Below are 25,861 nucleotides of genomic sequence, written 5' to 3'. Positions count from 1 at the left end.
TTGTATGTCCCGCCCTTCAAGCGGAAATGACCGCATTCATCTTATCATGCCAAACAAAACCACGGGAAAGCCAGAGCGCGATGCCAGCGTTTACATATTTGACGTACACGATTGGAACGATCCTGTTTTGAAGGGCAAGATTGAAGGTTTGGGGTCCCGCATACTGGGGGGGGTCGTTCTACAGCGCGTTTGTGGACACAAGCAGGATATCAATCCCGGGTGAGCCCGTGTGGGTGTTTGCAGTCTCGAACACGTGCATCGGCTATGCATGGCAGGGACTCTGCAACGACACGGTGTATATTTTCAATATCAGAGAGATTCTTGATGCACCCCTTGATGGACCAGATTTTCCAATTGTAATAGACGAGCCGGACACCATATGGTATCCTGGCATGAACCCAGGGTTTCCGCCGGGACCTGACATCGCGAGGGGGCATGACGTTACAGTGCATGGAAACAGGCTGCTAGTCACAAATCCGGGAGGGGGTCTCTATGTGGTGGATACCGATCCCTTGTTCGACCAGATGACGCACCGGCCACCCCTGGAACTCGGGCGCTGCGAATATCCGAACGCGATGACCCACGATGCCTGGGCAACAGAGGACCTTCGCTATGTCTTCACTTCCGACGAACACTTCTTTGAATGGGGATGCAACCGGCCAATTGGAGACATCACCGTTTATGATATTCAAGGGCTTGGGACCCCGGGCCTGTGTAATTATCCGCAGGCTGCCAAGTATGTTCCAAGCACAGCGGTGACGGCCCACTACTGTTACATCAGACAAAATTTGGGGTATGTTGCTAATTACAACAGAGGACTGAGGATCTTTGATGTGAGTTTCCCGGATGACCCTATAGAGATTGGGTATTATGACACTTACCTCAAACCCGATCTCCCCCCACAATATGGCGTCTTCGATCTCTGGCCTTTCTACGACGGTCATATTTCTGCCTGCGATGTCGACTCAGGGGTTTTCGTATTGCAGTTCGATGGTGCGTTACCCGCTTGCCAGGGCGGTGTTGTTCGATCCGCGGCGGATCAGTCACCTATAGACGGAGCATGGGTCTACTCCCTGGAGGCGGACCGCGGTGCGCTCTCAGACGAAAACGGGTATTTTGAGCTCAAGACCGCTGAGGGGACCCACGCAGTCATGGCATCAGCAATGGGATTTGATGACCCCGCCGCATCAATCCTTTCGATATCAGACAGAAACTGCAGCGTCCCCCAAGAGGTCACCTTGACTTTGCAATCCAACTCCTCAGATATTGCGACAGCCTGGAACAATGGAAGGAAAATCGCCGTTGATTCCGCAGCTTGTATTCACGTCGTCTACCAGAATATAACTCTTCCGCACAACGACCTGCCCGGTACCCCAATGCATTCAGTGACTTACGCATACTCTACAGATAGAGGAATTACCTGGGATTTCACAAGTTTTGAAGCAGCTTATTATCCAAGTCTAGCCGTAGACCCGAATAGAGTCCCACATATAGTGCTGCTGGAGCATGTTGGAGATCCGTCCAACGAGCATCTTGTTCACTACTGGAAAGACGAGTCCGGCCAGTGGCAGAAAGACATCATCGTTAGCGTCCCCGACAGAATTGACGTTATCTTCACTCCAGCTGTCGCCATCTATGACGAGACGGGTCCGCAGGGGTATTATCCACCCCACGTTGTATGGGAGCAGTACAGCGAGGGCCCCCCACCAATGACCAGGATCAATTACTGGAACTCGTCTCTAGGTATTCCAGAGGAGATTGTGAACGTGAACGGGTTTCATTCGTTGAGATTTCCAACCTCGCGTTTGACGGTGCTGGCACGCCCCATGTCCTGTGGCAGAATGCTGCTGGGCCGAAGGTCGAGCACTCCTATAGGGATGGTGGCGGGTGGTCTTCTTCACAGGTGGTGGCCAGCGGCGCCCAGCATCCAAGCGTGGATGAATGGGGTGGCGGGATATATGCAGTCTGGGAGCAGGGCTCACCGCCTGAGATAGTTCTTGGTATGTATATGGGAGCGACATGGTACAGCTACCTCATCTCGGAAACCCCTGGTGTCTCTTCGGAGTTTCCATCTCTGGACGATCTCAACATCCTCTGGGCTGAAGAGTCGCCAGGCCCGGGCTTGTATGAGATATTCTACAGCAAATACTATCCTAATGGCCCGACTGACCCCCAGAACCTGAGCGGAACACCACTAGCACCGTCCGTGTACCCCCAAGGGCTGTTTTCACGCTGATAAAGTAATCAGGGCTCCATGCGAGCGTTTCTATGTTGTCTGGACTGAAGACCTTTTGAGTCATCAGAGAGTTAAGTTCGAAAGCGTTGTTCCCGCGGAGCCTGGTGGTTCATGATTCGGTTAGTAGCAATGGGGGCTCCATGACGGTTACCAGGAGGAACAGATGAAGTGGTTTGCCTTTTGTGGGTTCGTCTTATTGGGAGTTGCTCTACTTGCACAGGCTGTAGGGGGCGTTCAAGAGGCTGAGCCATATGGCCAATTGTATGGAATGAAGGAAGAGGGAAACCCAGAAAGAAAGCCGTTGAGCAGTCTTGGCGATTCGATATGGGCTTTCTATTACGCTGGAGAACAGGGATTGTACGGCGTTGAATTCGACGGGAACTATTTCTTTGTGACCGGGGACAATGCCTGGGGTGATTCGAACATGATATATGTCTTTGACAGGAATGGGAAATATGTAAGGGAATTCGCGCAGAAGAGTAATAACTCAGAACCGGGTGGCTGGGGATGGCATGATCTCGCCTATAGGCCCGATCATGACTATTTCTTTGGAAGCGACGACTCGATGATAACTGCTTTCGACAAGTTTGGAAAGGTGTTGTACGAATTTCGGGGGCCACACGATGTTGGCCAGGGACTTGCCTGGGATGGGCAATACTTATGGGTAAGCCTCCAGAATCTAGCAATCGTCAAGACGGACACGACAGGAGCTGTTGTTGCTTCGTATCCCAACTCATACATGACCCAGGGCCTGGCATGGGATGATGCTTCGTCTGGCAATCCCTGGCTGTGGGTCTCTGCCTGGGGGCAGGGCTGGTACAATCGCATTTACCAGTTTGATCCTGTCAAGGGGCAGTATACCGGGGTCTATTTTGAGGGAGGATATTGGGCCCTGGCTGGTGGACTGGCATTCTCGACTGACTGGGATACAAGCCGCGCCATTTTGTTCGAACTGTGTCAGGAGATGCCTGACTACGTCGTAGCCTACGACCTAGGGCCTATTGCTACCAGAGCCCCCCGAGGGAACAAGACGGATGTCATGGCCGAGTTGGAAGGACTCAAGCCGACTGGCGACAAGAAGCTTGATAAGAGAATAGACAAAATTATCGGCCATATCGAGAAGAGCCTGGAAGAGAAACGGTGGATTGACGACACTCATCTTGACCCCAAGCATGGTAAGAAGGTTTTCTGCGAAGAGAAGAAAGCGGTAAAGTACATGAAGAAGCTGTGCAAAGGAGACAAGTGCAAAGGGGTAGCTTCGTTCTCTCTTATTTACCATGGCATAAACGAAGTTCTGGTTGAAGCCATAAGCAAAAAGAGAACATGCTTTGGTCCTGAGCTAGTGTCACCAGGGGATACATTCGAAATCGATGCAGCTGACGAGAAGCTCGGTGCAAATACAGAGATCTGGGTTGACGATTTCCTGAATCAAGAGATACACACCTCCTGCTCCAGGCCTCTTGATGAAGGTATGGTGTTTGGAGATTTCGAGGTCAAGGATGTGGACAAGATAAGTTACGGCGGAGGCGCGTTTCCTGGTGAGCTCTGTGAGAGGTTGATAGGGATGCTCGTTGAAGCAGACAGCATTTTGGCCAGAGTGGCAATCGAGGATGCGAAAGAAGCCGGCGGCAAGGAGAAAGAGATAGAAAAAGCTGAGAAAGAGATGGCCAAGGCTGAAAAGGACAAGGACAAGGCGAAGTACGACAAGGCCATCGACCACTACAAACACGCCTGGCAGCATGCGCAGAAAGCCATGAAGAAGCACAAGAAACAGAACCAGATGATGGAGGAAACAAGGTCCAGGTCTACAACCGTGCTTCTTCAAAGCAGACCTAACCCCTGCCGGGAATTCACAATCATCAATTACCAATTGACGGAACCCGCCCACACGACACTGAGAATCTACGATACTTCTGGGAGCCTTGTTAGGACTCTAGTAGACGGTTCGATGGAGGCTGGCAACCACGTGGCCCGCTGGGACGGCAGAGACGGCAACGGAAGCCCGGTGCCCAGCGGAGTCTACTTTTACATGCTTAAACCGGGAGATTACACAGCCGCCAAGAAACTCCTCCTCCTTCGCTGAGAAAACCACGAGCGACAAAAAAGATTTCATTGCGAGCGCCCGATGGGCGCGAAGCAATCTGGCACAAGCAGATCCCTCACTATCGTTCAGGATGACAAAGAGCTGATGTCATTCTGCGTGCCCCGTTTCTCGCGAAGCGAGACACACGGGGCCTGTCCGGGGCGTATCACGTCCCCCGTTTCGCGGGGTCACCATTTCTGCCGGTAGGACTTGATTTTGCGCCTCTAGCAGTTTAATATAGGATGCATGGATAGAAAGAGTTTTGTAATCGCAGTAGCCATATTCCTCTTCAGCGCCCTGGTGGGATTCATCTACAACTCAGTGTATCCCAAGGGAATTCCCCTCATACGCCACAAGGTGAGAGTTGGGGATACGCTTGTCATACAGCCTGCGCAGCAGCCCTCAGACACCCATGTCGCGTCAAAAGTTCTGGGACTGGAGGAAACATTCAGAGCCTATGAATCCGGAGAGGCATTCTTTCTGGACGCGCGACCCAGGTCCGAATATGAGAAGGGGCACATCAGCGGTGCTTTCAGTCTTCCGGAGTTCGGATTCGACGAGGTCTACTTCTCCATTTCTGAACTGCTCAGTCCTGAAATGCACCTGATTGTGTACTGTCAGGGCGAAGACTGCGATGAGAGCATGATCGTGTCCCAGAGGCTCCTAGAGATGGGCTACAAACGAGTGGATATTTTCCTGGGTGGCTGGCCCGAATGGAAGAATGCAGGCTATCCCACAGAAGAAGGGCCTCCAGAGCAGGAGGAAGAGTGAGACCGATCGCCACACTGATCAAAAGTGACATCACAGCACTCCTGTTCAGACTTATTGTGGGGGTGGTATTCATATACGCAAGTATCTACAAGATTGCGGAGCCCGAGCTTTTTGCAAAATCCATTTCTTACTACAAGGCTTTGCCAATTGAGCTCGTCAACATAATGGCCATTATCATGCCCTGGCTCGAGTTGTTCACCGGGACCATGCTTATATTGGGAGTGTTCTCAAGAAGCAACTCCTTCCTGATAGCCGTGATGCTGGCCATATTCATAGTTGCGATAACCCAGGCACTTGTCCGGGGAATAGATATCTCATGCGGATGCTTCAGGTCTGAAGGTGGTGAAAAAGTAGGTCTTGGGATTCTTATAAGAGACATCATCTGGCTCCTTATGTTAGTACAGATAATGCGATATGATTCACGCAGGTTCAGCCTGGTAAGACTTCTCCCCAAAAGGGCTAAAGAATCCTGAAGTTACAACTCCGATCCTACTTGTAATTGGGATTCGGCTGAGGATGCTTTGAGGAAACCCTTGCCGGTCTCTTGGTGGGATAAAGTGCCGCTAGCCGCAGTTCTTCGAGGTTCTGGCCGATCAAAACCACCTCCAGCGGCCCTATAATAAACCTGTTGGCTCGCCTCGTCGGATGTTGCTTTGATCTGAGAAGTGTCCGCACGTTTTTTTCTCCCAAAGAAGAGCGGCAGCTTATCTTCATTACTTGCCAGATGCTCTGGCAAGGGTCTTACGGGGAACATCTGCTGCCGCCCTTTTCTTAGGACGAATACGGCTCCACAATGTTCCCCTTTTTCGGCGGAAGGAAGCGACTTGTCGCACGTGGGATAATCCCGGGGGAGATCGATGTGCCAGGAGATAAGGCGTGATAGTACCGACACTTCCGTGCGGAGGTTTCTTCTTGACAGTCTAGGGTTTTTGCTCTACCCTGATGGCAGACCATTAGAGCACACCCTTCCGACTCTGGATACTGAGCTTCAGTTCGTAACAAAAAACACGGGCCGCATACCATGCAAAGATTGCTGATTGTTTCGAACAGACTGCCAGTCAGTGTGGAGAAGAGGAAGGGTATAGTCCAGTACAACGATAGTGTTGGCGGGGTTGCTACCGGCCTCTCCACATTCCACAAATCACACCACAGTATCTGGGTGGGCTGGCCGGGGATACCCGCCGAAAAGATAAAAGAAGAAAGAAAGAGCATAGAAAACAAACTCATATCTCAGTATAACTGCTATCCAGTCTTCCTCAACCATAGCACTATCGAGAAGTACTACCGTGGCTACAGCAACAGGACCATCTGGCCTCTCTTTCACTATTTTACCCAGCACGCAATCTACGACAAAAGTCTATGGGAAGAGTACGAGGAAGCGAACAAGGTCTTCTGCGATGCGGTTGCAGAGGTTCAGGAGAAGGGTGATATTATCTGGGTACACGACTACCATCTGATGTTACTCCCCAGACTGCTGAGGGAAAGAATCCCTGATGCCACAATAGGCGTCTTCTTCCACATACCCTTTCCTTCATCTGAGTTATTCCGTCTGCTTCCACAGCGGAAGGAAATCCTTGATGGCCTCCTCGGGGCAGATTTGATAGGCTTCCACACCTATGACTATGTAAACCATTTTCTCAGCAGTGTGCGCCGTCTCTCAGGCTACGAACACAGCTACGGTCAGATTTCAGTCGGTGAACGCACAGTCAGGGTAGACTCATTCCCCATGGGAATTGACTATGCTCGGTTCTCAAAGGCCTTCCAGGATCGAAATGTGAAGAGAGAAATGGCCAAGTACCTCAAAAGACTGGGAAAGCAGAGAGTAATCCTTTCCATTGACCGGCTGGACTACACCAAAGGAATCACTCAGCGTCTGGAAGCCTTCAGTGTCTTTCTTGGAAGAAACCCGGACTACAGGGGTAAGATAACACTGGTTCTTGTTGCGGTCCCATCTCGAACACAGGTAGACACATACAAACAGCTGAAAAAGCAGGTTGACGAACTCGTGGGCAGAATCAATGGTGAATATGGGACTATTGATTGGACTCCGATCTGGTACATGTACCGCTCTTTGCCTTTCGCCAGCCTTGCCTCTCTGTACAGTATTGCCGATGTCTGTCTGGTAACACCGTTGAGAGATGGGATGAACCTGATAGCAAAAGAGTATGTAGCGACCAGGAGGGATGGAAAAGGTGTCCTGATTCTTAGTGAAATGGCTGGTGCGTCAAAAGAGTTGGGAGAGGCAATCATAATAAATGCCAACAACGAGGTAGAAATCGCTGGCGCGTTAGAACAGGCCTTAACTATGCCTGAGTCGGAACAGACAGATCGGAACAGGATAATGCAGGAAAGGCTTCAGCGTTACAACATTGTACGGTGGGCAAAGGACTTTTTGGGCAGATTGGTTGACACCAAAGAGCTTCAGAAAGAGCTGCAAGCCAGGAGACTGTCTGTTGTGATGACGGCCAAGTTGAGAAGCGACTACCAAAGAAGCAAGAGACGTCTTCTCCTGTTGGATTATGACGGAACCCTCATTCCTTTTCGGGAGAGACCCGAAGAAGCAGCGCCTGACCACGGCCTCCTGGCGTTGCTGGAAAAACTTGCCGAGGACGAAAAAAATGAAGTGGTCATCATAAGCGGTCGTGATAGAGCATCCTTACAGAATTGGTTCGGAACGCTGGATCTTGGATTGGTTTCTGAACACGGCGCCTGGGTTAAGAAAAAAAAGGAAGGGTGGAAAACGATAGAGCCTTTGACCGATGAATGGAAAGAAAAAATACGCCCGCTCCTTGAGCTGCACGTGGATAGGACTCCTGGCGCTTTTATTGAGGAGAAGGAGTTTTCTATCGCCTGGCACTATCGGAGAGCCGATCCAGGAATAGGGGAAACAAGAGCGGGAGAACTGATAGACAATCTTCTAAGCTTGACCAAAAATCTCAATCTTCAGATTCTGAGAGGGAACAAGGTGGTCGACATCAAAACCGCAGGCATAAGTAAGGAGCGAGCCGCATCACAGTGGATTCCCAAGGAGGAGTGGGAGTTCATTATGGCAATTGGCGACGATTTGACAGATGAGGACATTTTCGCTGCCTTGCCAGATGATGCCTATTCCATCAAAGTTGGCTTCACCCCTTCTGTCGCTAAATACAACCTGGACTCCCCAGGTGACGTCTTGCTGCTGCTGGGAGAATTGATAACCGACGGACCACCTGAGACTTAACCCGCATTCTCGCTCGATGGGAGGCTCAGTTAGCCCATACAATCCGATACATGTTCTACCCCCATCCTTCCGGTAGGATCCGCAACAATCCCTGGCAAAAGATGTTGTTGGTCAAGCTCCAGTGTCATGTACAAAATTCTGTAGAATTGGGTACAGAAATTGCAGATAACTCTAAACAGGAGGACTCTATGGCGGCTAACCTCAGCAATTGCTTGAGCAGATCAGTCGGGGCGTCTAGATAATGCGACATCTGCACGATTACAGGGATATCGTGGGAGATGAAGTGACCAGCGAAATACGCAGGAAAGCGAGAAAGCTGCTCGGGAAACACATCCTGCACATCAATTCTACCTATACTGGCGGCGGCGTAGCAGAGATCTTGAACAGCCTTGTGCCACTTCTAAACGACATAGGGGTATGGGCCGGTTGGAGAATACTCCACGGCAATCCCGATTTCTTCACCATAACCAAGAAGTTCCACAATGGGCTTCAAGGAGAGAAGATTAACCTGAGCAGAATAAAGAAGCGCCTGTACATTCAGGCAAATGAGGATTTTTCTTCATACACACACATAGACCATTCATGCATAATCATACACGATCCCCAGCCCCTTCCTCTCATAAGATTCTACCGAAAAGGTCAACCATGGATCTGGAGGTGTCACGTAGACATATCAAACCCCGATGAGGAGATCTGGCAGTTCCTTAAGACATTTATCCTGAGTTATGATATGGCTGTCGTATCCAACAAAAAATATCTAAGAAAAGACCTTCCAGTCGAGCAGAGAATCATCTACCCTGTGATTGACCCCCTTTCTCCAAAGAACATTGAGCTTTCTGAAAAAGACATCTCTAAATACCTCAAGAAATTTGGCATAAGTAGAGACAAGCCGCTCATAACCCAGATATCAAGGTTCGACAAGTGGAAAGACCCTGAAGGCGTGGTGAAGGTATTCAAACGCGTGAAGGAAAAGGTTGATTGCAGATTGGTGCTGTGCGGAAGCGTGGCCACGGACGATCCTGAGGCACCTGCCATTTTTGAGAAAGTGAAGAAGAGGGCAAACCGCCTGGTAGACACAGGGGATGTGATTCTCATAACCTCTGAAAACAACATTCTTGTAAATGCGTTGCAGCGAACCTCTTCAGTCATCGTGCAAAAATCGATAAGAGAGGGGTTTGGTCTGACAGTAACTGAGGCCCTCTGGAAAAGGACACCAGTTGTGGCCTCAAATGTGGGAGGCATACCTCTTCAGGTGAATAAGGAGAATGGATTCCTGGTTGATCCTCACGACACAGAGGGTTTTGCAGATAGCATCGTGAACATATTGCGGAATCCTGAGTTGGGCAGGGAGGTAGGAGAAAAAGGAAGGGAGCATGTGAGGAAGAATTTCCTCATAACCAGGCTGTTGTCCGACCATCTGGATCTGATGACCAGAGCGTTGTGCGTCGATTAGAAGACCCCGGCCTGTAACGATGGGGTCTCCACTCTCCTTCACTCCAGCCAGACCTTATTTCAGCTTTTGACATTTCTCCCAATTCTGCTATATTGCTGGCTGCTTATGTCCTCGGGAGGAGACCATGTCTGAATGGTGGCGTGACTTTTTCGACAAAGACTATGTGGACATCTACGGGCCTGTAGATGCCAAGAAGACTGCAGCTGAGGTCGAAGGCATAATCAAAATCCTCAAACTCAGAAAAGGCTCAAAAGTTCTCGATCTCTGCTGCGGGTATGGGAGGCATTCCATAGGCCTGATGAAAAGAGGATTCGATGTGACTGGCTACGACCTGTCGGCTGTCCTACTGGAAAGGGCAAGGAGAGACTGTGAAAGGGAAAAGGTGAACGTTAATTTGGTCATAGGAGACATGCGGGAGATTCCATTTGAGTCTGAATTTGATGCGGTAATCAATATGTTCACTGCCTTTGGATATTTTGAAACAGAGTCGGAAGACCAGAAGGTCCTTGATGGTGTACATGCATCCCTCAGGCCCGGTGGCAAATTTCTTATAGACACCATAAACAGGGAACGGGTAATAGCTTCATTCCGAGAAAAAGGCTGGGAAAAGGTGGGTAGCCACCAGTTCGCCCTCGATCTAAGGAGTTTCGATCCATTGACCAGCAGAATCTCAGTAAAGACTGTCATACTTGGCGGCAAGCAGAGGATAGAGAGAAGTCACTCCATGAGATTCTACACTCTGACCGAGCTGGGTAAGATGATTGAAAAGTCGCGTATGATGCTAAAATCAGTCTACGGCCACATAGATGGACGGGACTACTGGATAGATACGCCGAGAATGGTCGTACTCGCTACCAAGAAATGATTGTGAATTCTAAATTGCAAAAGCCAAATTTCCAACCCTTCCCCTGACGGTACAGGCTTTCGGATCTGAACCCCGTGTGCTTTTGGTCAAGATGTCAAACTGTCACGCCTGGCACCAACCCCCAAAATGTAACACCTGCTTGCCCCGTTTCTCGCGAAGTGAGATACACGGGGCCTGCCCGGCTCGTTTCACGAGCCCCCGTTTGACGGGGGTACCAACCGCAAGTTGTTTTTGGTTGACAGAACCGTTGTGGCCTATATAATCCTTGCAAATTTTCATCTTCTCAGTCCCACGGAGTCTAGATGCGGAAGCGGACATTCAGTGGAGGCACCCACCCTCCAGAATGTAAGTATACGGAAAACAAGAAGATAGAAGTGCTCCCTCCGCCAGATCTGGTTACCATACCTCTCCATCAGCACACCGGAGCCCCTTCAGAACCGTTGGTCAAAAAGGGCGATCCTGTCAAGGTGGGAACCAAGATTGGTGAGGCGAGGGGGTTCATTTCAGCAACTATCCACTCTTCAATATCCGGGAAAGTCAAGGAGGTGGGCGAATGCATCCACCCCGTCACCGGTGCCTATGCACAAGCAGTGATCATAGAAGGAGATGGCGAGGACGCCTGGGATGAGTCGGTGAAATCCACGGACAGCTACCGCGACCATGAACCTCAACAGCTCGTTGAAATGGTGAAAGAGGCGGGAATAGTCGGGCTCGGAGGAGCGGCGTTTCCCACCCATGTTAAACTTTCACCACCCAAGGAGAAGCCGATTGACACGTGCATACTGAATGGTGCAGAGTGCGAACCCTATCTGACTTCCGACCACAGGCTCATGTTGGAGAGGACAAAAGACATTGTTGAAGGGGGCAAGTTAATACTCAAGGCTCTGGGCTGTAAGCGGGGATTCATAGGTATTGAAGCCAACAAACCTGACGCTGTCAGTGCGTTTGAGTCCATACCCAAATCCGAGAACCCGTTCGAGGTGGCCCCTCTCGAAGTCAAATACCCTCAGGGCCAGGAGCACTACATAATAGACGCTATAGTCCACAGGGAGATCCCTTCAGGAGGACTGCCTATGGACATAGGAGTCCTGGTCCAGAACGTTGGAACTGCCCTGGCCATATTCGAGGCGATCAGATTTGGGAGGCCGCTGATTCAAAGGGTGGTAACAGTCACAGGCTCCGCAATAGGAGAGCCCAAGAATGTGCTCGCTAGAATAGGAACGCCTTTCTCCACTCTTTTTGAAGCCTGCGGCGGCCTGAAGACTGTCCCACGGAAGATCATCATGGGAGGGCCCATGATGGGGATTGCTGTCTTCACGGACCAGGTTCCTGTAGTGAAAGGAACGTCGGGAATAGTGGTGCTGGATGAGAAGGACGCGAAACAGTTCGTAGAAGAGCCGTGCATCAGATGTGCCAGATGTGTAGATGCTTGCCCTATGAAGCTCCTGCCAACAACAATCGGGGACTTCGCCAGATTAGGAATGCTTGAGGACGCAGAGAGAACTGGCATTATGGACTGCAAGGAGTGCGGCACGTGCTCATATGTCTGCCCCTCCAGAAGAAACCTTGTGCACTACATGAAGAGCGGAAAAGCCAGAATCTTTGAAGAGCGAAGAAAGAAGAAGAGCGCATGAACAAAGAGACTGAAAAATCAACCAGCACCGTGGAAGCGGCCCCAAAACTTCTTCTGTCCGTTTCCCCACACATAAGAAGCCAGACGGACGTGCAGGTGGTGATGTACTGGGTGGTTGTGGCGCTTGTCCCGGCGATGATCTGGTCAGTTTATGTCTTTGGGATCAGGACACTCTGGCTTACGCTCACCAGCATTCTTACAGCCGTCCTGGTTGAGGCTCTCTTTCAGAAAGTGCGGGGAAGGCCAATAACCGTATACGATGGCAGTGCAATAATCACCGGAATACTGCTGGCCTACAATGTGCCTCCGGGGGTCCCCTACTGGCTTGTGGTGGTCGGATCGGCCAGCGCCATAGGCGTAAAACAGATCTTTGGTGGATTGGGATACAACATCTGGAACCCCGCGCTTCTGGGCAGAGCCGTCATCATGGCATCATGGCCAGTTCACATGACCACAAAGTGGCTGGCGCCGAAATTTGGAACGCTTTCAGGCATTGACGCGGTGAGTTCCGCAACCCCTTTGAGTGTGCTCAAGGAGGCGCACAGGGTTTTTGCAGATCCCACCTCACTTCCTCAGCAGATTGCCCAGGTGAAACTTGGCGTTTCCCAACTGTACAGCTCTCAGGGCTTGGCAAACCTGTTCTGGGGAAACGTAGGAGGGTGCATTGGTGAAGTATCAGTTGCTCTCCTTCTGCTTGGTGCTATCTTACTCTTTGCGAAGAAGATTATCGACTGGAGAATTCCCATTACCTATGTTGGAACAGTGGCTGTACTTGGATGGATATTCGGAGGAGCAAAAGGTTTTTTCACCGGGAATGTTCTTTTTCAGGTGATGGCCGGAGGGTTGATCCTGGGTGCATTCTACATGGCAACAGATATGGTAACCTCTCCCGTAACTCGGAGGGGGCGTCTCTTTTTTGGCGTCGGATGCGGGATCATCACAGTGATCATAAGAGCATTTGGTGGATACCCTGAGGGTGTCTCCTATTCGATACTCTTGATGAACGCGACCACTCCGCTCATCGACCACTGGACCTCGCCCAAAAAGTTCGGATCTGCAAAGCAGAGGAATTAGATTCATGGATATTTCACTGGTCAAACTGATCGCCACTCTGTCCATTACATGTCTGGTCGCTGCGATCGCCCTCGGTTCAGTCTACATGGTGACAAAGGAACCCATAGCAGAACAGAAAAGGCTCGAGCTTTTGAGAGCTCTGCAAACAACTCTGCCTCAGTATGATAACGACCCGGCTACCACCGCCAAAAGTCTAAGCCTTACCCTGGACAATGGTAAGACCGAGGAGTTTACATTTTACTACGCTAAGATGGGCCAGGACATAACGGGTGTCGCCTTCGTCGTAGTCGCCGTGGGATTCCAGAGCTTCATTCATGTGATGCTTGGCACAAGTTTGGACTCCGAGATATCCGGGATAGAAGTTCTGGAACATGCCGAGACACCAGGGCTGGGGGCACTGATAGAAAAAGATTCATTCAAGACGCAGTTCAGGGGTAAGTCCCTGGGAAATTCCAAGCTGATGGCCGGAAACCTTGCCGTAGTCAACGATGGGGGCGACATACAGGCCATAACCGGAGCCACCATATCCCCCAGAGCGATCACAATAGCAGTGAGTCGAGGCCTGAAGATTCTTGAAGAACACAGGAGCGAGATCCTGGCAGGAGCGGAATGATGAGCCTGTGGAAGGAATTCACAAAAGGATTTGTCAAGGAAAACCCGCTCTTCCGACTAGTCCTGGGCCTCTGCCCTACGCTGGCAGTGACTACGGCAGCCATGAATGGCGTGGCCATGGGACTTGCCACCACATTTGTCTTAGTCGGTTCAAACTTGGTCATATCATCAATAAGAAAGGTGATTCCCAGGAAAGTCAGAATTCCTGTCTTCATCGTGGTTATCGCAAGCTTCGTGACTATGATTGATCTGGGCATGGCTGGCTTCTTTCATCCTATCCATAAGGTTCTCGGCCTGTTCGTGCCACTCATCGTGGTTAACTGCATCATACTGGGCAGGGCTGAAGCTTTCGCATCCAGAAACAGTGTTCTCAAGTCCTTCGTGGATGGACTGGGAATGGGCTTGGGATTCACCATCTCTCTTGTTGCCCTGGGTGCTATCAGGGAGCTTCTCGGCGTGGGCACAATATTCGGATTCCAGATTCTTCCTTCATCGTATGAGGTCGCAATAATCATGCTTCTCCCGCCCGGCGCATTTATCGCTTTGGGGTTGATGCTGGGCGTAATGAACAAACTGACGAAGCAGGAGGAAAGCTAGGCCGCATGGAGCTTTTCATCATATTCGTTGGAGCAGCTCTTGTAAACAACTTCGTACTGGCTAGATTCCTTGGTATCTGCCCCTTCCTTGGTGTCTCCAAGAGATTGGAGACTGCTTTCGGCATGGGCATGTCGGTCATCTTTGTAATGACTCTTGCTTCAGTGGGAACCAACATTGTCTACACCTTTGTGCTGGTACCGCTCGGTCTGGAGTTTCTTCAACTTATCGCCTTCATACTCATCATCGCATCTTTAGTGCAGCTTGTGGAGACCGTTCTCCAGAAAGCCGTTCCAACCCTGTATAAGGGCTTAGGGATATACCTGCCGCTCATAACCACAAACTGTGCCATACTCGGATTGGCACTCTTGAACGTCTTAAAGAGTTATGATCTCTTAAGAGCGATCATATTCGGACTGGGTGCTGGTCTGGGGTTCACTCTCGCCCTCCTCCTGATGGCAGGGATAAGACAGCGACTCGTCTTCGCAGACGTACCCAGGTGCTTAAAGGGCGTCCCCATAGCTCTTATCGTCGCCGGCCTACTTTCCCTTGCCTTTTTCGGGTTCTCCGGCCTTGTCAAAATGTAAAGCGCCGAGGTATCTACGGTGGAACAGAAAATAGAAGAGGGGCGGATGCCTCTCCTGCAGCATCTGGATGAACTGAGGGGCCGCATAATAAAATGCGGAATTGCAGTAATCGTCTGTTCCATTGCGGGATGGGTTCTTGGACCCCTCGTGCTTCAACTCCTTTCCAAGCCTGTGGGTATGCTCTACTTCTTCGGCCCCACTGAGGCGCTCATCGTAAGAATGAAGCTTGCGCTGGCCATCGGTGTTGGAATGGCTTCTCCTGTAGTCATCTATCAAATCTGGGCTTTTGTGGTTCCTGCTCTAACCAGGACCGAAAAGGGATACACCGTACCCACTGTCATATTCTCTACAATTCTCTTTCTCGGTGGCGTAGCGTTCGCCTACTTCGTAGTCATGCCGGTTGGCCTGAAGGTCCTTCTCTCTTTTGGTGGGCCAGCGCTGAAAGACATGATAGGAGTCCAGAAGTACTTCACATTCGTCATATGGCTTCTGGTTGCATGCGGCATAGTGTTTGAGATGCCCGTAATCATATTTTTTCTCACCAAACTGGGGCTACTCACCCATGGAACACTCATAAGGAGGTGGCGGGAGGCGATCCTTGGCATCTTTGTTGCCTCCGCTGTGGTAACCCCTTCTGTCGACGTTGTCAGTCAACTCTTCCTCTCCGTACCTTTGATGCTTCTCTACGTCATCAGCATTCTGGTCTCATTCACTGCAAGAAGGAGAACAAAATCTTCAGACAGTGAAAGTGATGAGCCAGAAAAGGAACCCGGCGAGTAGAGTCTGGAGCTGAAAATGTTCGAAAATCTCACTGGAGCGCTAGAAACGATATTCAGAAAGCTACGAGGATACGGAAGGCTTTCTGAGAAACAGGTGAAAGAGTCAGCCAGGGAGATAAGGAGAGCTCTTCTCGAAGCCGATGTCAACTATAAGGTGGCAAAAGACTTCATAAAGAGAGTAGAGGAGAAAGCTCTTGGAGAAACTGTCCTGAAGAGCCTTACGCCAGGTGAACAGGTGATGAAGATCGTGTACGAAGAGATGGTCAACCTTCTGGGAAAGAAGAGGAAGGAGCTGAAGTTCGGACCCGCCCCATCCTTCATAATGCTGGTTGGCCTTCAAGGGTCGGGAAAGACTACCACCGCAGTGAAGCTCGCAGACAGACTCAAGAAGAAAGGGAGGAATCCACTGCTGGTGGGCTGCGATGTGAAGAGGCCTGCTGCGATAGAGCAATTGAAGTCTATGGCCAAATCTGCGAAGGTTGATTTCTTCCAATCACAGGAAGAAACACCTGTGGCCATTTGCACCTCTGCCCACAAATTTGCCCTCACATCTTCCCATGACACAGTCATACTTGACACTGCCGGGCGGCTTCACATAGACGAACCCATGATGGGAGAACTGAAGGACATAAAAAAGGCGGTCTCTCCGAGCGAGACGATTCTCGTGGCAGATGGGATGATGGGAGCCGATGCGGTAAACGTCGCTAAAGAGTTCTCTTCAAAACTTGGGATTGACAGCGTGGTCCTGACCAAGATGGACGGCGACGCCAGAGGAGGTGCTGCCTTGTCCATAAGGTCTGCCACAGGGGTAGGGTTGAGTTTCGTGGGGGTTGGTGAAAGGTTTCAGGATATTGAAGAATTCCACCCGGAAAGGTTCGCATCAAGGATACTTGGCGCAGGTGACTTAGAATCTCTCTTGGAAAAGGCCCACGCTGCAATAAGCGAGGAAGAAGCAAAGGAACTCGAGAAGAGACTGACAGAAGGGTTCACTCTGGACGATTTTCTTGCCAGCCTAAGTCAAATCAAGAAAATGGGATCCCTCGAACAGATTCTTGAGATGGTCCCAGGCTTCTCCCACATGAAGACACTACCAGTGGACGAAAAGGCCATAGGTAGAGCTGAGGCGATCATTAACTCCATGACCAAAGAGGAGAGAAACAGCCCAAAGCTGTTGAACGGCAGCAGAAGAAGAAGGATAGCAATGGGAGCTGGTGTGCGCGTGGAGGATGTAAACACGCTCCTGAAGCAGGTTGACGCCTTCAGAAAGATGGTGAAGGAACTTCCCAAGGGCAAGCGTCCATTTCCATTTTAGTAGCCATCAACCCTCAGCTCTCAGCTCCTAACACCCAAGAACTCTGAACCACAGATTATCACAAGATTTAGCATCTGATTCGGTTCTCAGTGCTTTGGGGTAGATCCTTCGACTCCGTCCTTCGGACTTCGCTCAGGACGAAATATACCTCACGCCCTCTCCGATGGCGTGGCCCTATTTCGTTTTCGATTTTCTATTTTCGAATTTCGGGTTTCAGAATCTCGTGTAATCTTGTGGTTTCAGTGGTTGGTACAGTCGTTTTTTGTGGATAGTTGACAAGGGCCCAAACCTTTGTATAATAGTCTTTTGCGTTCTACGCAGTCAGAGGAGGAAATTGCCCGATTACGCTTTTTTTTGGGGCTGCCAGATTCCAGCCCGTTTCCCATTTCTGGAGAAGTCCATGAGGCTGGCCCTGGACAGCCTGGAAGTGCGCTATCACGATATTGACGGTTTTACATGCTGCCCGCCCAGCATAGCAATAGAAAGCCTGGGAAACAGAATCTGGTTGACCACAGCCGTTCGGAACCTCGCCGTTGCTGAGAAGAATGGCTTTGATATCCTCACCGGCTGCAACGGCTGTTACTCCACTCTAAGAAGAGCCTCCTCAATCATGGCCTCCAACACCAGTCTAAGAAAAGAGATGAATGAGAAGCTTGCCAGGTTCAATCTCAGCTACAACGGAACGACCAAAGCAAAACACATAATTGAAGTGCTATTCGATGAGGTTACGCCGGATGCGATCAATAGGAAGGTCAAGAAACCGTTTTCCCGGATGAGATTGGCGGTACACTACGGATGCGACCTTTTGAGGCCGAGCACACAGATAAGGTTCGATGACCCTATCCGTCCCACAAAATTTGATAGCCTGATTGAGGCCACCGGTGCACAATCGATCGACTACGAGACAAAGATGATGTGCTGCGGGGGGATGCTGAGTGAGATGAGCGATGAGAAGGAGGCTTTGCTTGCGGCAAAGAAGAAGCTCGCTGAGCTTCGAGATCTGAATGTGGATGCCATGTGTGTATGCTGTCCCTCGTGCTTCATACAATACGATGCAAGACAAACCTTGCTCAAGGCCTCTGGAGATCACTTTGACATCCCCATCTTATACTACACAGAACTCCTCTGCCTGGCTTTTGGAATGTCTCCCGAGGAGGTCGGCGTAAAGAAACATGCGGTCAAACCTACAAGGTTCCTCGAAGAGTGGGAGGCCAAGAATAAGGCACTGGAGTCAGCTGCCAAGCATTTCGACGTCTGGTTCTTGGAGAAGTGCTACGAGTGCAAGGCCTGCGTTGAAGACTGCCCTAGTGCAAAGGCCCTTGACTCCTATGATCCGAATAGAATAATCGGGGAGGTGCTTGAGGGGAGGCTTGACGAGGTGCTCCGTTCCAGGGACATCTGGCGCTGTCTGGAGTGCCACACCTGTTATGAACTTTGCCCCCATAAGATTGGGATGGTCCAGATCTTCAGTAAACTGAAAGAACTTGCCATCTCAAAGGGCCTTGGCCCACGAGGAATAAGAGCCGCGCAAGATTCATTCAAGAAAGAAGGAGCGCTGGCGGAGATCGTGGAGATATCCAGAAAACGGCTTGGACTTCCCCCCTCCAGGAAAAGCGGAAACAAGGAGCTTCTTCAACTGATAAAGGAACTCGAGGAAAGCAAAGATGATGGACCTGGATGAAAGAAATGTTTCAGGGTGTGGCCTATCCAGCATGATGAACAAGAAAAGGGTTAAGGTAGATGGTCAGGCCATAACAAAGTCCATGCGCAACTTGAGAGAGAGGGGAAACGGGCTGGGAGCAGGCTTTGCAGCATATGGGATATACCCTGACCGAAAGGACTATTTCGCACTTCATCTCATGTATGACAGCAAAGACGCAAAGAAAAACACTGAAGACTACATAAACGATTACTTCCATATCTCTTCGAAGGAACCGATTCCAACCAGAAAAACAGAATCAATCATAGATCCACCCGTCTTCTGGCGATACTTCGTTCTACCCCAAGAGAAGTTCCTCCCCACCGACGGCGACTCCGAAGAGGATTTCGTAATAAAAAAGGTGATGCACATCAATACAGGCATTGAGGGAGCATTCGTCGTCTCCTCAGGGAAGGATATGGGAGTATTCAAGGGAATAGGTTATCCCGAGGATATCAGCGAATTCTTCAAAATAGAAGAGTACAAGGCACACACGTGGATAGGGCATTCCCGATTTCCCACGAACACCCCCGGCTGGTGGGGAGGTGCGCACCCGTTCACCATCCTGGACTGGGCAGTTGTTCACAATGGCGAGATATCATCCTATGGCATAAACAAACGGTACTTGAAAATGCACGGGTACAATTGCACCATGCAAACTGATTCTGAGGTGGTGGCATACCTTTTTGACCTTCTCATAAGAAGGCACCGTATCCCACTAGAATATGTTTCAGACGTACTGGCCTCACCATTTTGGAAAAACATCGATCTGGAAGAAGAAGATCAGAGGCAGATAAGAACCGCTCTCAGAATGGTCTACGGAAGCGCTCTTGTGAACGGCCCTTTCGCGGTGATAATAGGACATAACGGTGGCCTGATGGGTTTGTCTGATCGAGTAAAACTGAGGCCAATGGTCGCTGCAAGAGACGGAGACTGGCTCTACATTTCAAGTGAAGAGGCAGGTATCAGAGAAATCTCTCCCAGTGTACAGAACGTGTGGCACCCGAGAGCTGGCGAGCTTGTGGTGGGTGAGCTGGAGGAGAATTGAACGGCACAGTCCTACAGCCCGAATTCCTCGTTAGGATAGATGAAGACAGATGTGACCAGTGCAAAAGATGTCTGGAATACTGCGGGTTTGGCACGTTTTCTTTTGCTAATGACAAGATACTTCCCAATCACTCCAAATGCGTCGCCTGCCACCGGTGCGTCACCTTCTGTCCCGAATTGGCCATAACTGTGGTAGAAAATCCCCTGAGCTTCAGGAACCATGCCAACTGGACACCCAGACACATAAGAGATGTGTTCAAACAGTCTGAGACGGGAGGAATGTTGTTGACCGGTATGGGTAACGACCTCCCATACAGGATACTTTTTGACCACCTTGTTCTTGACGCATGCCAGGTGACGAACCCCTCAATAGACCCCCTCAGGGAGCCAATGGAACTGAGAACCTATTTAGGAAGAAAACCGGATGTTCTGGAAATAAAAAGGAACGAGCAAGGTACTGATCTTCTCAAGACCAATATCGAGAAGAACATCAAGATAGAATTGCCCATTGTATTCGCTCCTATGTCCTACGGCTCAATAAGTTTCAATACAATGAAGGCAATATGCATGTCAGCAGCCAAGTTGAATACCCTGATGTACACCGGAGAGGGAGGTCTGCCGAGGGATCTCTATCCTTACGGCGATCACATAATACTCCAGTGCGCTTCCGGACGCTTCGGCGTCTCACCCGAGTACCTGAATGTGGGAATAGGAACGCAGATCAAAATAGGACAGGGAGCGAAACCCGGGATCGGTGGTCACCTTCCCGGGGAGAAAATACCTGAGAATATATCACAGACGAGAATGATACCCGTGGGAACAGATGCCCTCTCCCCTGCTCCCCAGCACGACATCTACTCCATTGAGGACTTGCGCATGCTCATCTATGCCCTCAAAGAGGCGACTGGATATAAACCTGTCTGTGTCAAGATTGCCGCAGTTCATAACGTAGCCGCAATAGCATCCGGCATAGTGAGAGCGGGTGCGGACCTCGTGTATCTTGATGGGTTCAGAGGCGGAACTGGGGCTGCACCAAACATTGTGCGTGACCACGTGGGCATACCAATAGAGGTCGCTATTGCAGTGGTTGACGAAAGGCTGAGAGAGGAAGGGATAAGAAACAAGGCCTCAATTGTGGCCGCGGGGAGCATAAGGTGCGCAGCAGATGTATGCAAAGCGATTGCCCTCGGAGCAGATGCCTGTGCCATTGGTACTGCAGCTCTGATCGCATTGGGTTGCCATGTCTGTCAAAAGTGTTATACTGGAAACTGCTCCTGGGGAATAGCTACACAGAAACCAGAGCTTGTCGGGAGGCTCGATCCGGAGTGGGGTGCAGAAAGGATATGTAATCTTCTTGAGGCGTGGGCCACAGAGATAAAAGAGGTTCTGGGTGCGTTGGGAATAAATGCGGTGGAATCCCTCAGGGGGAACAAAGAGAGGCTGAGAGGCATTGGCCTCGACCGCACTATCCTCGAGGTGTTGGGCGTAAAACCCGCAGGCATAGGCATGGGTGATTACTATGAGAATAGAGGCTAGCAGAGTCCACTACAGAAAACTGAACGAAATGATAAGAGAAGCCGTTTCTAACGGCGCAAAAGAGGTCGATATCTTCGGGGTTAACGGGCAGAGATACATTGGAGACGGCTTGAGAGGCGAGGCGACCATCACCATACACGGTACACCTGGCAACGATCTGGCAGTATTCATGGACGGACCAACACTCATAGTAAAGGGCAATACGCAAGATGGTGTAGGAAACACAATGAACTCTGGCAAAATCATAATACATGGCGAGGCCGGAGATATAGTGGGCTACGGCATGCGCGGTGGAAAGATCTTCATAAAGTCAAATGTAGGATACAGAACCGGCATACACATGAAGAGTTATGAAGGCAAGATACCCATAGTTGTTGCAGGAGGATATGCCGGCGATTTCTTCGGCGAGTACATGGCTGGCGGCACGCTTATTCTTCTGGGCCTTGGGATAGAAGATGGGCCCATCGTCGGCGACTACTGCGCCACGGGAATTCACGGAGGTGTCATCTACATAAGGGGAGAGGTGGACAGAAACAAGATCGGGAAAGAGGCAGGTGTTGATGAACCCGGGCCTGACGAGATGAATAACCTGCTTGACACCTTGAAAGAATTCTGTTTTCATTTTGGATACGACTTGGACACTGTCCTGTCCAAAAAATTCACAAAACTCTTTCCCTATTCTACAAGGCCCTACGGGAGACTCTATGCCTACTAAGAAAAGGAAAACCAGACGAAGAAGTTTGTCTGCGGCGGACGCCATAGAAAAACAGAGAACGGAACTCGTCCGAAAGATAGCCAACCTATTCCCCAAAAGCAGATGGACACGTAAGGAAGCCCGACGTGTAAGCGACGAACTTCTTCAATCCTTCTCAGATTTCCTCAGGACCGGCAGGGTGAGCCATCTGAAAGACATGGCCATGGTTCAACTCAAGAATGCCGGCAGGAAAGGCACGCCCCTCAGGTCTGGTCTTGCTTTTCTTAGCTCAGTGATAAAAGAGATCACGGGTGTCCTGGTGAGGTCTCCGCACCTTGACCAGAGAGCCCTCGAAGTCGGAGTTGCAAGAACGATTCAGGCCTTTGACTATCTCAACAACCTGGCGCTGGATTCGCAGTTGAGACAGACCTCCGCAACTGAAGAACTTGTGCGTAGAATATCGTTTCATGAAGGTATCCTTCAAAACCCGAGTGTCGCTATCTTCGCTGCGGAGGCCAAGGGAAAGATAGTGCTCTGGAGCAAGGGTGCTGAAAACATGAGCGGAATCAGCAGAAAAAAAGCCATCGGCGAAAGACTTCCTGGTGTTCTGGCACTGAAGGACTCTGAAACCGCTCCCATTTCAGAGGATGCCCTGTCCAAGGCATTTTCAAAGCTGGCCAAGAAAAGCAGCACGAGTTACAAAAAGAGGCAGCTTGCGGTCACAGGATCGGTATCGAGAATTACAGATGACGCAGGCCACTTCCTCGGAACAGCAGCCATTGCTTTTGACATGACAGAAACGAGGAGAGCAAAAAAAAGGGCAGAAGAACTCGCGCAGGTCATCGAAAACTGCAACGATGCCATCATCCGTGCCGATGCAGATGGAAAGATAGTCTACTTCAACAAGGGAGCGGAGAAGCTCACAGGCTTATCGAGGAAAGAAGCAGTGGGTCAACTTATGGACAACATGACCAAGGGGCGATCGGATGTTGATGCCGCAGCAATCAGACGGATTCTCAAGAAGCGTGGGGCATGGACGGGAGAGGTGACTGGCGTGAGGAAAGATGGATCGGAATTCAACGCTCTACTCTCTTTGACCGCGCAGTATTCAGATGACGGCAGCTACTGTGGTGCCCTTGGTGTGGCAGCCGATATCACAGAATTGAGACAGGCCGAACAGAAGGTCAAAGAGTCGCAGGCAATCTTCAAGACTATCATAGACACAATAGACGACCCGGTGGTCATGACCGACAAGCAGGGGCGGTTGGTTTTAGTCAACAAGGCATGCGAAAAACTGAGCGGGTACTCTCGAAGAGAGATTCTGACCAAAGGTTATCCCTACGCCACGTTATCGCCCAGTGAGAGGAAGGACGTCGAGGCATATCGAAGGAAGGTGATCGACTCCCACGGCTCACGCAAGTTGCAGCGAACTATGCCAACCAAGAAGGGCGAAAGGAAGGAGGTGGAGTGGAAGAGTACTGCCCTGAGAGATAAACAGGGAAACACATTCGGAATCGTCAGTGTCGGCAGAGACATGACAGAGAGAATCAAGGCGGAGAATGAGCTTAGACTTCTTCTTGACCTGAGCGCCTCGCTGGGGAAGACCCTCGAACTTGGGGAAATCCTCTCCGAAGCACTCGAAAGAACGATGAAAGCCTTTGGCGCAGACGCAGGTTTGACAGCCAGCTTGGACAAGAATACGGGCTATCTCCACCTGTTGGCCCACAGGGGGATGGAAACTGAACTGGTTGCCAGGTTGAATAAACGGAAACTGGGGGAGAGCCTGACTGCCAGGGTAATAAGCACTGGCAAGCCAGTTGTAGTAGAAGACCTCAGGAAACTGAAAGGGAAATTTCCCCCTTATCCTGAGACACTCCGTGCCGGCTATCTGTCTTTCATGAGCCTTCCGCTCCTATTCAAGGGCACAGTCTTCGGTGTATTTGAAATGGCTTCCAGGCAGCTAAAGCAGTTCAAGAAATCTGACCTCGACCTCGGAATGTCCTTAGCCGGAATTGTCAGTTCTGCACTGCTCAAAGCCATGTTGCATCGCGAGATCGCCACAAGACAGAATGAACTTGTCGAACTTTCTAAGAAACTCACGTCTGCTGAGGAGGATGAGAGAAAAAGAATATCGGCTGAACTGCATGACAGCACAGGACAGCTTCTGGCTACCGCAAAGATGAAACTCGAACTGATCACCGAACAGGTTGCCCAATCACAACCTGAGACAGGCGAGGTCCTTGAAGAGACCGTTGCACTCCTGTCGCGTACACTGGATGAGGTTCGAAATATCTCTCATGGACTGCACCCATCCTTACTCGACGAGTTGGGCTTTGTGAGTGCAGTAAGGTGGCTTGCCCGTAAGACCAGCCAACTGTCGGGTATCGATGTCAGGCTTAGGGTGAAAGGCTTTAAGAAGAGGCTTCCGGCCTCTATCGAGACCCCACTCTTTAGAATTGCGCAAGAGGCACTCAATAATCTTGCACGCCACTCACGGGCATCCAAAGCAACGGTAGCTCTTTCTGTGTCAGATTCCAATGTCAAGATGGCCATTAGAGATGACGGAATCGGCTTCGATCTTGCAAAGGAATATAAGAACCCGGCAGGACTGGGGCTCCGAACGCTCAGACAGAGAGTACGATGGTTGGGAGGAGAATTCAAACTCGAATCGGGCCCTGGCAAAGGAACCTCCCTTGAGGTTCAAATTCCACTGGAGGAACCAAATGAAAAAGGTTAGAACATTTCTGGCAGAAGACCACACCATAGTGAGGAAAGCGATCCGCGCTCTTCTCGAGAAGGAGGCCGGAATTGAAGTAGTTGGCGAAGCAAGTACCGGCTTCGAAACAGTATCTCAGTGCGAAGTGTTGAAACCTGACGTCGTACTCATGGACATATCCATGCCCGACATGAACGGCGTTGAAGCCACAAGGCAAATAATCAAGACCAGTCCGAAAACCAAGGTGGTTGTCCTCTCGGTACACAAGGAGCAACAGTACATCTTCCCCGCACTGAGGGCGGGTGCGCGGGGTTACGTGCTGAAAGATGACATCGTGGAGGATCTCCTTGTCGCTATCAACGTCGTGGCCAAGGGAAACTCCTTTTTCAGCCCGACAATTCAAGACCATCTCCTCAGAGACTACATCAGGACGGGCGAGGATGCGCAGCAGGCTCTTAAGCCTGACCCCTTGACGCCCAGGGAAAAACAGATACTCCAGCTCATCGCAGAAGAGTACACTAACAAGCGGATTGCCGCCAAACTGAACATCAGCCTTAAGACGGTGCAGGCCCACAGGACCAACATAATGGAGAAGTTGGACATACACAGCGCGGCCGGCCTGACCAAGTACGCTATCGCCACAGGTCTCATAGAGAAACCGGGCTCAAACTGAAGGCGGTAAGGTAGTGGGCATACCAAAATGGGGTGAACACCCTATTGTCCATGGTCCTGTCCCTAACCATACTATGACGAAGTGGGAGCTGAGCCGGGCTTGTCCTTCCACGCACTGCTCACTTCATTACAAGTCTGGTTCACGCTCCCTTTAGCTTTCTTCACATGTTTATCAGCCGTGCATCTGTCATCTTTGGGTGCCACATGTCCTGAGCCGTGCCATTTCTAAGCCCTAGACTGTTGCACTGACGGGACCCATAACCCACCATATCCCAATC

21 protein-coding genes are annotated in these 25,861 nt (G+C 50.5%); all 21 read left to right on the top strand.

Annotated features, from left to right (window positions below):
* The first annotated feature begins 140 nt into the window (after window positions 1-140).
* The 21 genes from E3J62_10615 (at window position 141) to E3J62_10515 (ending at window position 25,584) form a co-directional block, all read left to right on the top strand.
* Window positions 141-1,994, top strand: a complete 1,854-nt coding sequence (locus E3J62_10615; GenBank protein TET44399.1) for a hypothetical protein — start codon at window positions 141-143, stop codon at window positions 1,992-1,994.
* Entirely contained in the window at window positions 1,934-2,236 is a 303-nt protein-coding gene (locus tag E3J62_10610) for a hypothetical protein (GenBank protein TET44398.1), read from the top strand. Before E3J62_10615 ends, E3J62_10610 begins: the two co-directional genes overlap by 61 nt.
* Window positions 2,237-2,399: 163 nt before the next feature.
* Window positions 2,400-4,319, top strand: coding sequence for a T9SS type A sorting domain-containing protein (locus E3J62_10605; GenBank protein ID TET44397.1), 1,920 nt, complete (start codon window positions 2,400-2,402; stop codon window positions 4,317-4,319).
* A 246-nt stretch (window positions 4,320-4,565) separates the two neighbouring features.
* Window positions 4,566-5,090 carry a rhodanese-like domain-containing protein gene (locus E3J62_10600; protein ID TET44396.1) on the top strand — a complete coding sequence of 175 codons (525 nt, stop codon included), beginning with the start codon at window positions 4,566-4,568 and terminating at the stop codon, window positions 5,088-5,090.
* Complete coding sequence (locus E3J62_10595; GenBank protein TET44395.1) at window positions 5,033-5,563, top strand: DoxX family membrane protein; 531 nt, start codon at window positions 5,033-5,035, stop codon at window positions 5,561-5,563. The genes E3J62_10600 and E3J62_10595 overlap by 58 nt, the downstream gene beginning before the upstream one ends.
* A 548-nt stretch (window positions 5,564-6,111) precedes the next feature.
* Window positions 6,112-8,310, top strand: coding sequence for a bifunctional alpha,alpha-trehalose-phosphate synthase (UDP-forming)/trehalose-phosphatase (locus tag E3J62_10590; protein TET44394.1), 2,199 nt, complete (start codon window positions 6,112-6,114; stop codon window positions 8,308-8,310).
* 241 nt (window positions 8,311-8,551) lie between these two features.
* The gene (locus E3J62_10585) at window positions 8,552-9,763 is read left to right on the top strand and encodes a glycosyltransferase (protein ID TET44393.1); all 1,212 of its coding nucleotides are present in this window, start codon (window positions 8,552-8,554) and stop codon (window positions 9,761-9,763) included.
* A 124-nt stretch (window positions 9,764-9,887) separates the two neighbouring features.
* Window positions 9,888-10,628, top strand: coding sequence for a class I SAM-dependent methyltransferase (locus E3J62_10580; GenBank protein TET44392.1), 741 nt, complete (start codon window positions 9,888-9,890; stop codon window positions 10,626-10,628).
* Between the two features lie 302 nt (window positions 10,629-10,930).
* Window positions 10,931-12,262, top strand: coding sequence for an electron transport complex subunit RsxC (rsxC, locus tag E3J62_10575; protein TET44391.1), 1,332 nt, complete (start codon window positions 10,931-10,933; stop codon window positions 12,260-12,262).
* Window positions 12,259-13,335 carry an RnfABCDGE type electron transport complex subunit D gene (locus tag E3J62_10570; protein ID TET44390.1) on the top strand — a complete coding sequence of 359 codons (1,077 nt, stop codon included), beginning with the start codon at window positions 12,259-12,261 and terminating at the stop codon, window positions 13,333-13,335. The genes rsxC and E3J62_10570 overlap by 4 nt, the downstream gene beginning before the upstream one ends.
* A 4-nt stretch (window positions 13,336-13,339) precedes the next feature.
* Window positions 13,340-13,948: an RnfABCDGE type electron transport complex subunit G gene (locus tag E3J62_10565; GenBank protein ID TET44389.1), complete on the top strand. Its 609-nt coding sequence runs from the start codon at window positions 13,340-13,342 to the stop codon at window positions 13,946-13,948.
* Window positions 13,948-14,544, top strand: coding sequence for an electron transport complex subunit E (locus E3J62_10560; GenBank protein TET44388.1), 597 nt, complete (start codon window positions 13,948-13,950; stop codon window positions 14,542-14,544). The genes E3J62_10565 and E3J62_10560 overlap by 1 nt, the downstream gene beginning before the upstream one ends.
* 5 nt (window positions 14,545-14,549) lie before the next feature.
* A complete protein-coding gene (gene rsxA, locus E3J62_10555; GenBank protein ID TET44387.1) occupies window positions 14,550-15,128 on the top strand; it encodes an electron transport complex subunit RsxA in 579 nt (192 codons plus the stop codon).
* Between the two features lie 45 nt (window positions 15,129-15,173).
* A complete protein-coding gene (gene tatC / locus E3J62_10550; protein ID TET44386.1) occupies window positions 15,174-15,908 on the top strand; it encodes a twin-arginine translocase subunit TatC in 735 nt (244 codons plus the stop codon).
* 15 nt (window positions 15,909-15,923) lie between these two features.
* Window positions 15,924-17,219, top strand: a complete 1,296-nt coding sequence (locus E3J62_10545) for a signal recognition particle protein (GenBank protein TET44385.1) — start codon at window positions 15,924-15,926, stop codon at window positions 17,217-17,219.
* A gap of 262 nt (window positions 17,220-17,481) precedes the next feature.
* Window positions 17,482-18,900: a hypothetical protein gene (locus E3J62_10540; protein ID TET44384.1), complete on the top strand. Its 1,419-nt coding sequence runs from the start codon at window positions 17,482-17,484 to the stop codon at window positions 18,898-18,900.
* On the top strand, window positions 18,884-19,966 hold the full coding sequence (locus E3J62_10535) for a hypothetical protein (GenBank protein TET44383.1): 1,083 nt from the start codon (window positions 18,884-18,886) through the stop codon (window positions 19,964-19,966). Before E3J62_10540 ends, E3J62_10535 begins: the two co-directional genes overlap by 17 nt.
* Window positions 19,963-21,501: an FMN-binding glutamate synthase family protein gene (locus E3J62_10530; protein TET44382.1), complete on the top strand. Its 1,539-nt coding sequence runs from the start codon at window positions 19,963-19,965 to the stop codon at window positions 21,499-21,501. The genes E3J62_10535 and E3J62_10530 overlap by 4 nt, the downstream gene beginning before the upstream one ends.
* Window positions 21,485-22,216, top strand: coding sequence for a hypothetical protein (locus tag E3J62_10525; protein TET44381.1), 732 nt, complete (start codon window positions 21,485-21,487; stop codon window positions 22,214-22,216). Before E3J62_10530 ends, E3J62_10525 begins: the two co-directional genes overlap by 17 nt.
* Window positions 22,206-24,932 (top strand): PAS domain S-box protein, encoded by a 2,727-nt coding sequence (locus tag E3J62_10520; GenBank protein ID TET44380.1) that lies wholly within the window; start codon window positions 22,206-22,208, stop codon window positions 24,930-24,932. Before E3J62_10525 ends, E3J62_10520 begins: the two co-directional genes overlap by 11 nt.
* Entirely contained in the window at window positions 24,919-25,584 is a 666-nt protein-coding gene (locus E3J62_10515; protein TET44379.1) for a response regulator transcription factor, read from the top strand. Before E3J62_10520 ends, E3J62_10515 begins: the two co-directional genes overlap by 14 nt.
* The last annotated feature ends 277 nt before the right edge of the window (window positions 25,585-25,861 follow it).

It is taken from the genome of candidate division TA06 bacterium (genome assembly GCA_004376575.1).
Taxonomy (GTDB): domain Bacteria; phylum Hydrothermota; class DG-26; order E44-bin18; family E44-bin18; genus E44-bin18.
This window is presented reverse-complemented; position numbering and strand designations above follow the sequence as displayed.

What these genes read in the sequence shown, in the direction of transcription:
- E3J62_10605 (TET44397.1), top strand. Translation starts at nt 2,400, where the DNA reads ATGAAGTGGTTTGCCTTTTGTGGGTTCGTCTTATTGGGAGTTGCTCTA.
- E3J62_10515 (TET44379.1), top strand. Translation starts at nt 24,919, where the DNA reads ATGAAAAAGGTTAGAACATTTCTGGCAGAAGACCACACCATAGTGAGG.
- E3J62_10545 (TET44385.1), top strand. Translation starts at nt 15,924, where the DNA reads ATGTTCGAAAATCTCACTGGAGCGCTAGAAACGATATTCAGAAAGCTA.
- E3J62_10570 (TET44390.1), top strand. Translation starts at nt 12,259, where the DNA reads ATGAACAAAGAGACTGAAAAATCAACCAGCACCGTGGAAGCGGCCCCA.
- E3J62_10535 (TET44383.1), top strand. Translation starts at nt 18,884, where the DNA reads ATGATGGACCTGGATGAAAGAAATGTTTCAGGGTGTGGCCTATCCAGC.
- tatC (TET44386.1), top strand. Translation starts at nt 15,174, where the DNA reads ATGCCTCTCCTGCAGCATCTGGATGAACTGAGGGGCCGCATAATAAAA.
- E3J62_10565 (TET44389.1), top strand. Translation starts at nt 13,340, where the DNA reads ATGGATATTTCACTGGTCAAACTGATCGCCACTCTGTCCATTACATGT.
- E3J62_10525 (TET44381.1), top strand. Translation starts at nt 21,485, where the DNA reads ATGAGAATAGAGGCTAGCAGAGTCCACTACAGAAAACTGAACGAAATG.
- rsxA (TET44387.1), top strand. Translation starts at nt 14,550, where the DNA reads ATGGAGCTTTTCATCATATTCGTTGGAGCAGCTCTTGTAAACAACTTC.
- E3J62_10590 (TET44394.1), top strand. Translation starts at nt 6,112, where the DNA reads ATGCAAAGATTGCTGATTGTTTCGAACAGACTGCCAGTCAGTGTGGAG.
- rsxC (TET44391.1), top strand. Translation starts at nt 10,931, where the DNA reads ATGCGGAAGCGGACATTCAGTGGAGGCACCCACCCTCCAGAATGTAAG.
- E3J62_10580 (TET44392.1), top strand. Translation starts at nt 9,888, where the DNA reads ATGTCTGAATGGTGGCGTGACTTTTTCGACAAAGACTATGTGGACATC.
- E3J62_10520 (TET44380.1), top strand. Translation starts at nt 22,206, where the DNA reads ATGCCTACTAAGAAAAGGAAAACCAGACGAAGAAGTTTGTCTGCGGCG.
- E3J62_10585 (TET44393.1), top strand. Translation starts at nt 8,552, where the DNA reads ATGCGACATCTGCACGATTACAGGGATATCGTGGGAGATGAAGTGACC.
- E3J62_10595 (TET44395.1), top strand. Translation starts at nt 5,033, where the DNA reads ATGGAAGAATGCAGGCTATCCCACAGAAGAAGGGCCTCCAGAGCAGGA.
- E3J62_10560 (TET44388.1), top strand. Translation starts at nt 13,948, where the DNA reads ATGAGCCTGTGGAAGGAATTCACAAAAGGATTTGTCAAGGAAAACCCG.
- E3J62_10600 (TET44396.1), top strand. Translation starts at nt 4,566, where the DNA reads ATGGATAGAAAGAGTTTTGTAATCGCAGTAGCCATATTCCTCTTCAGC.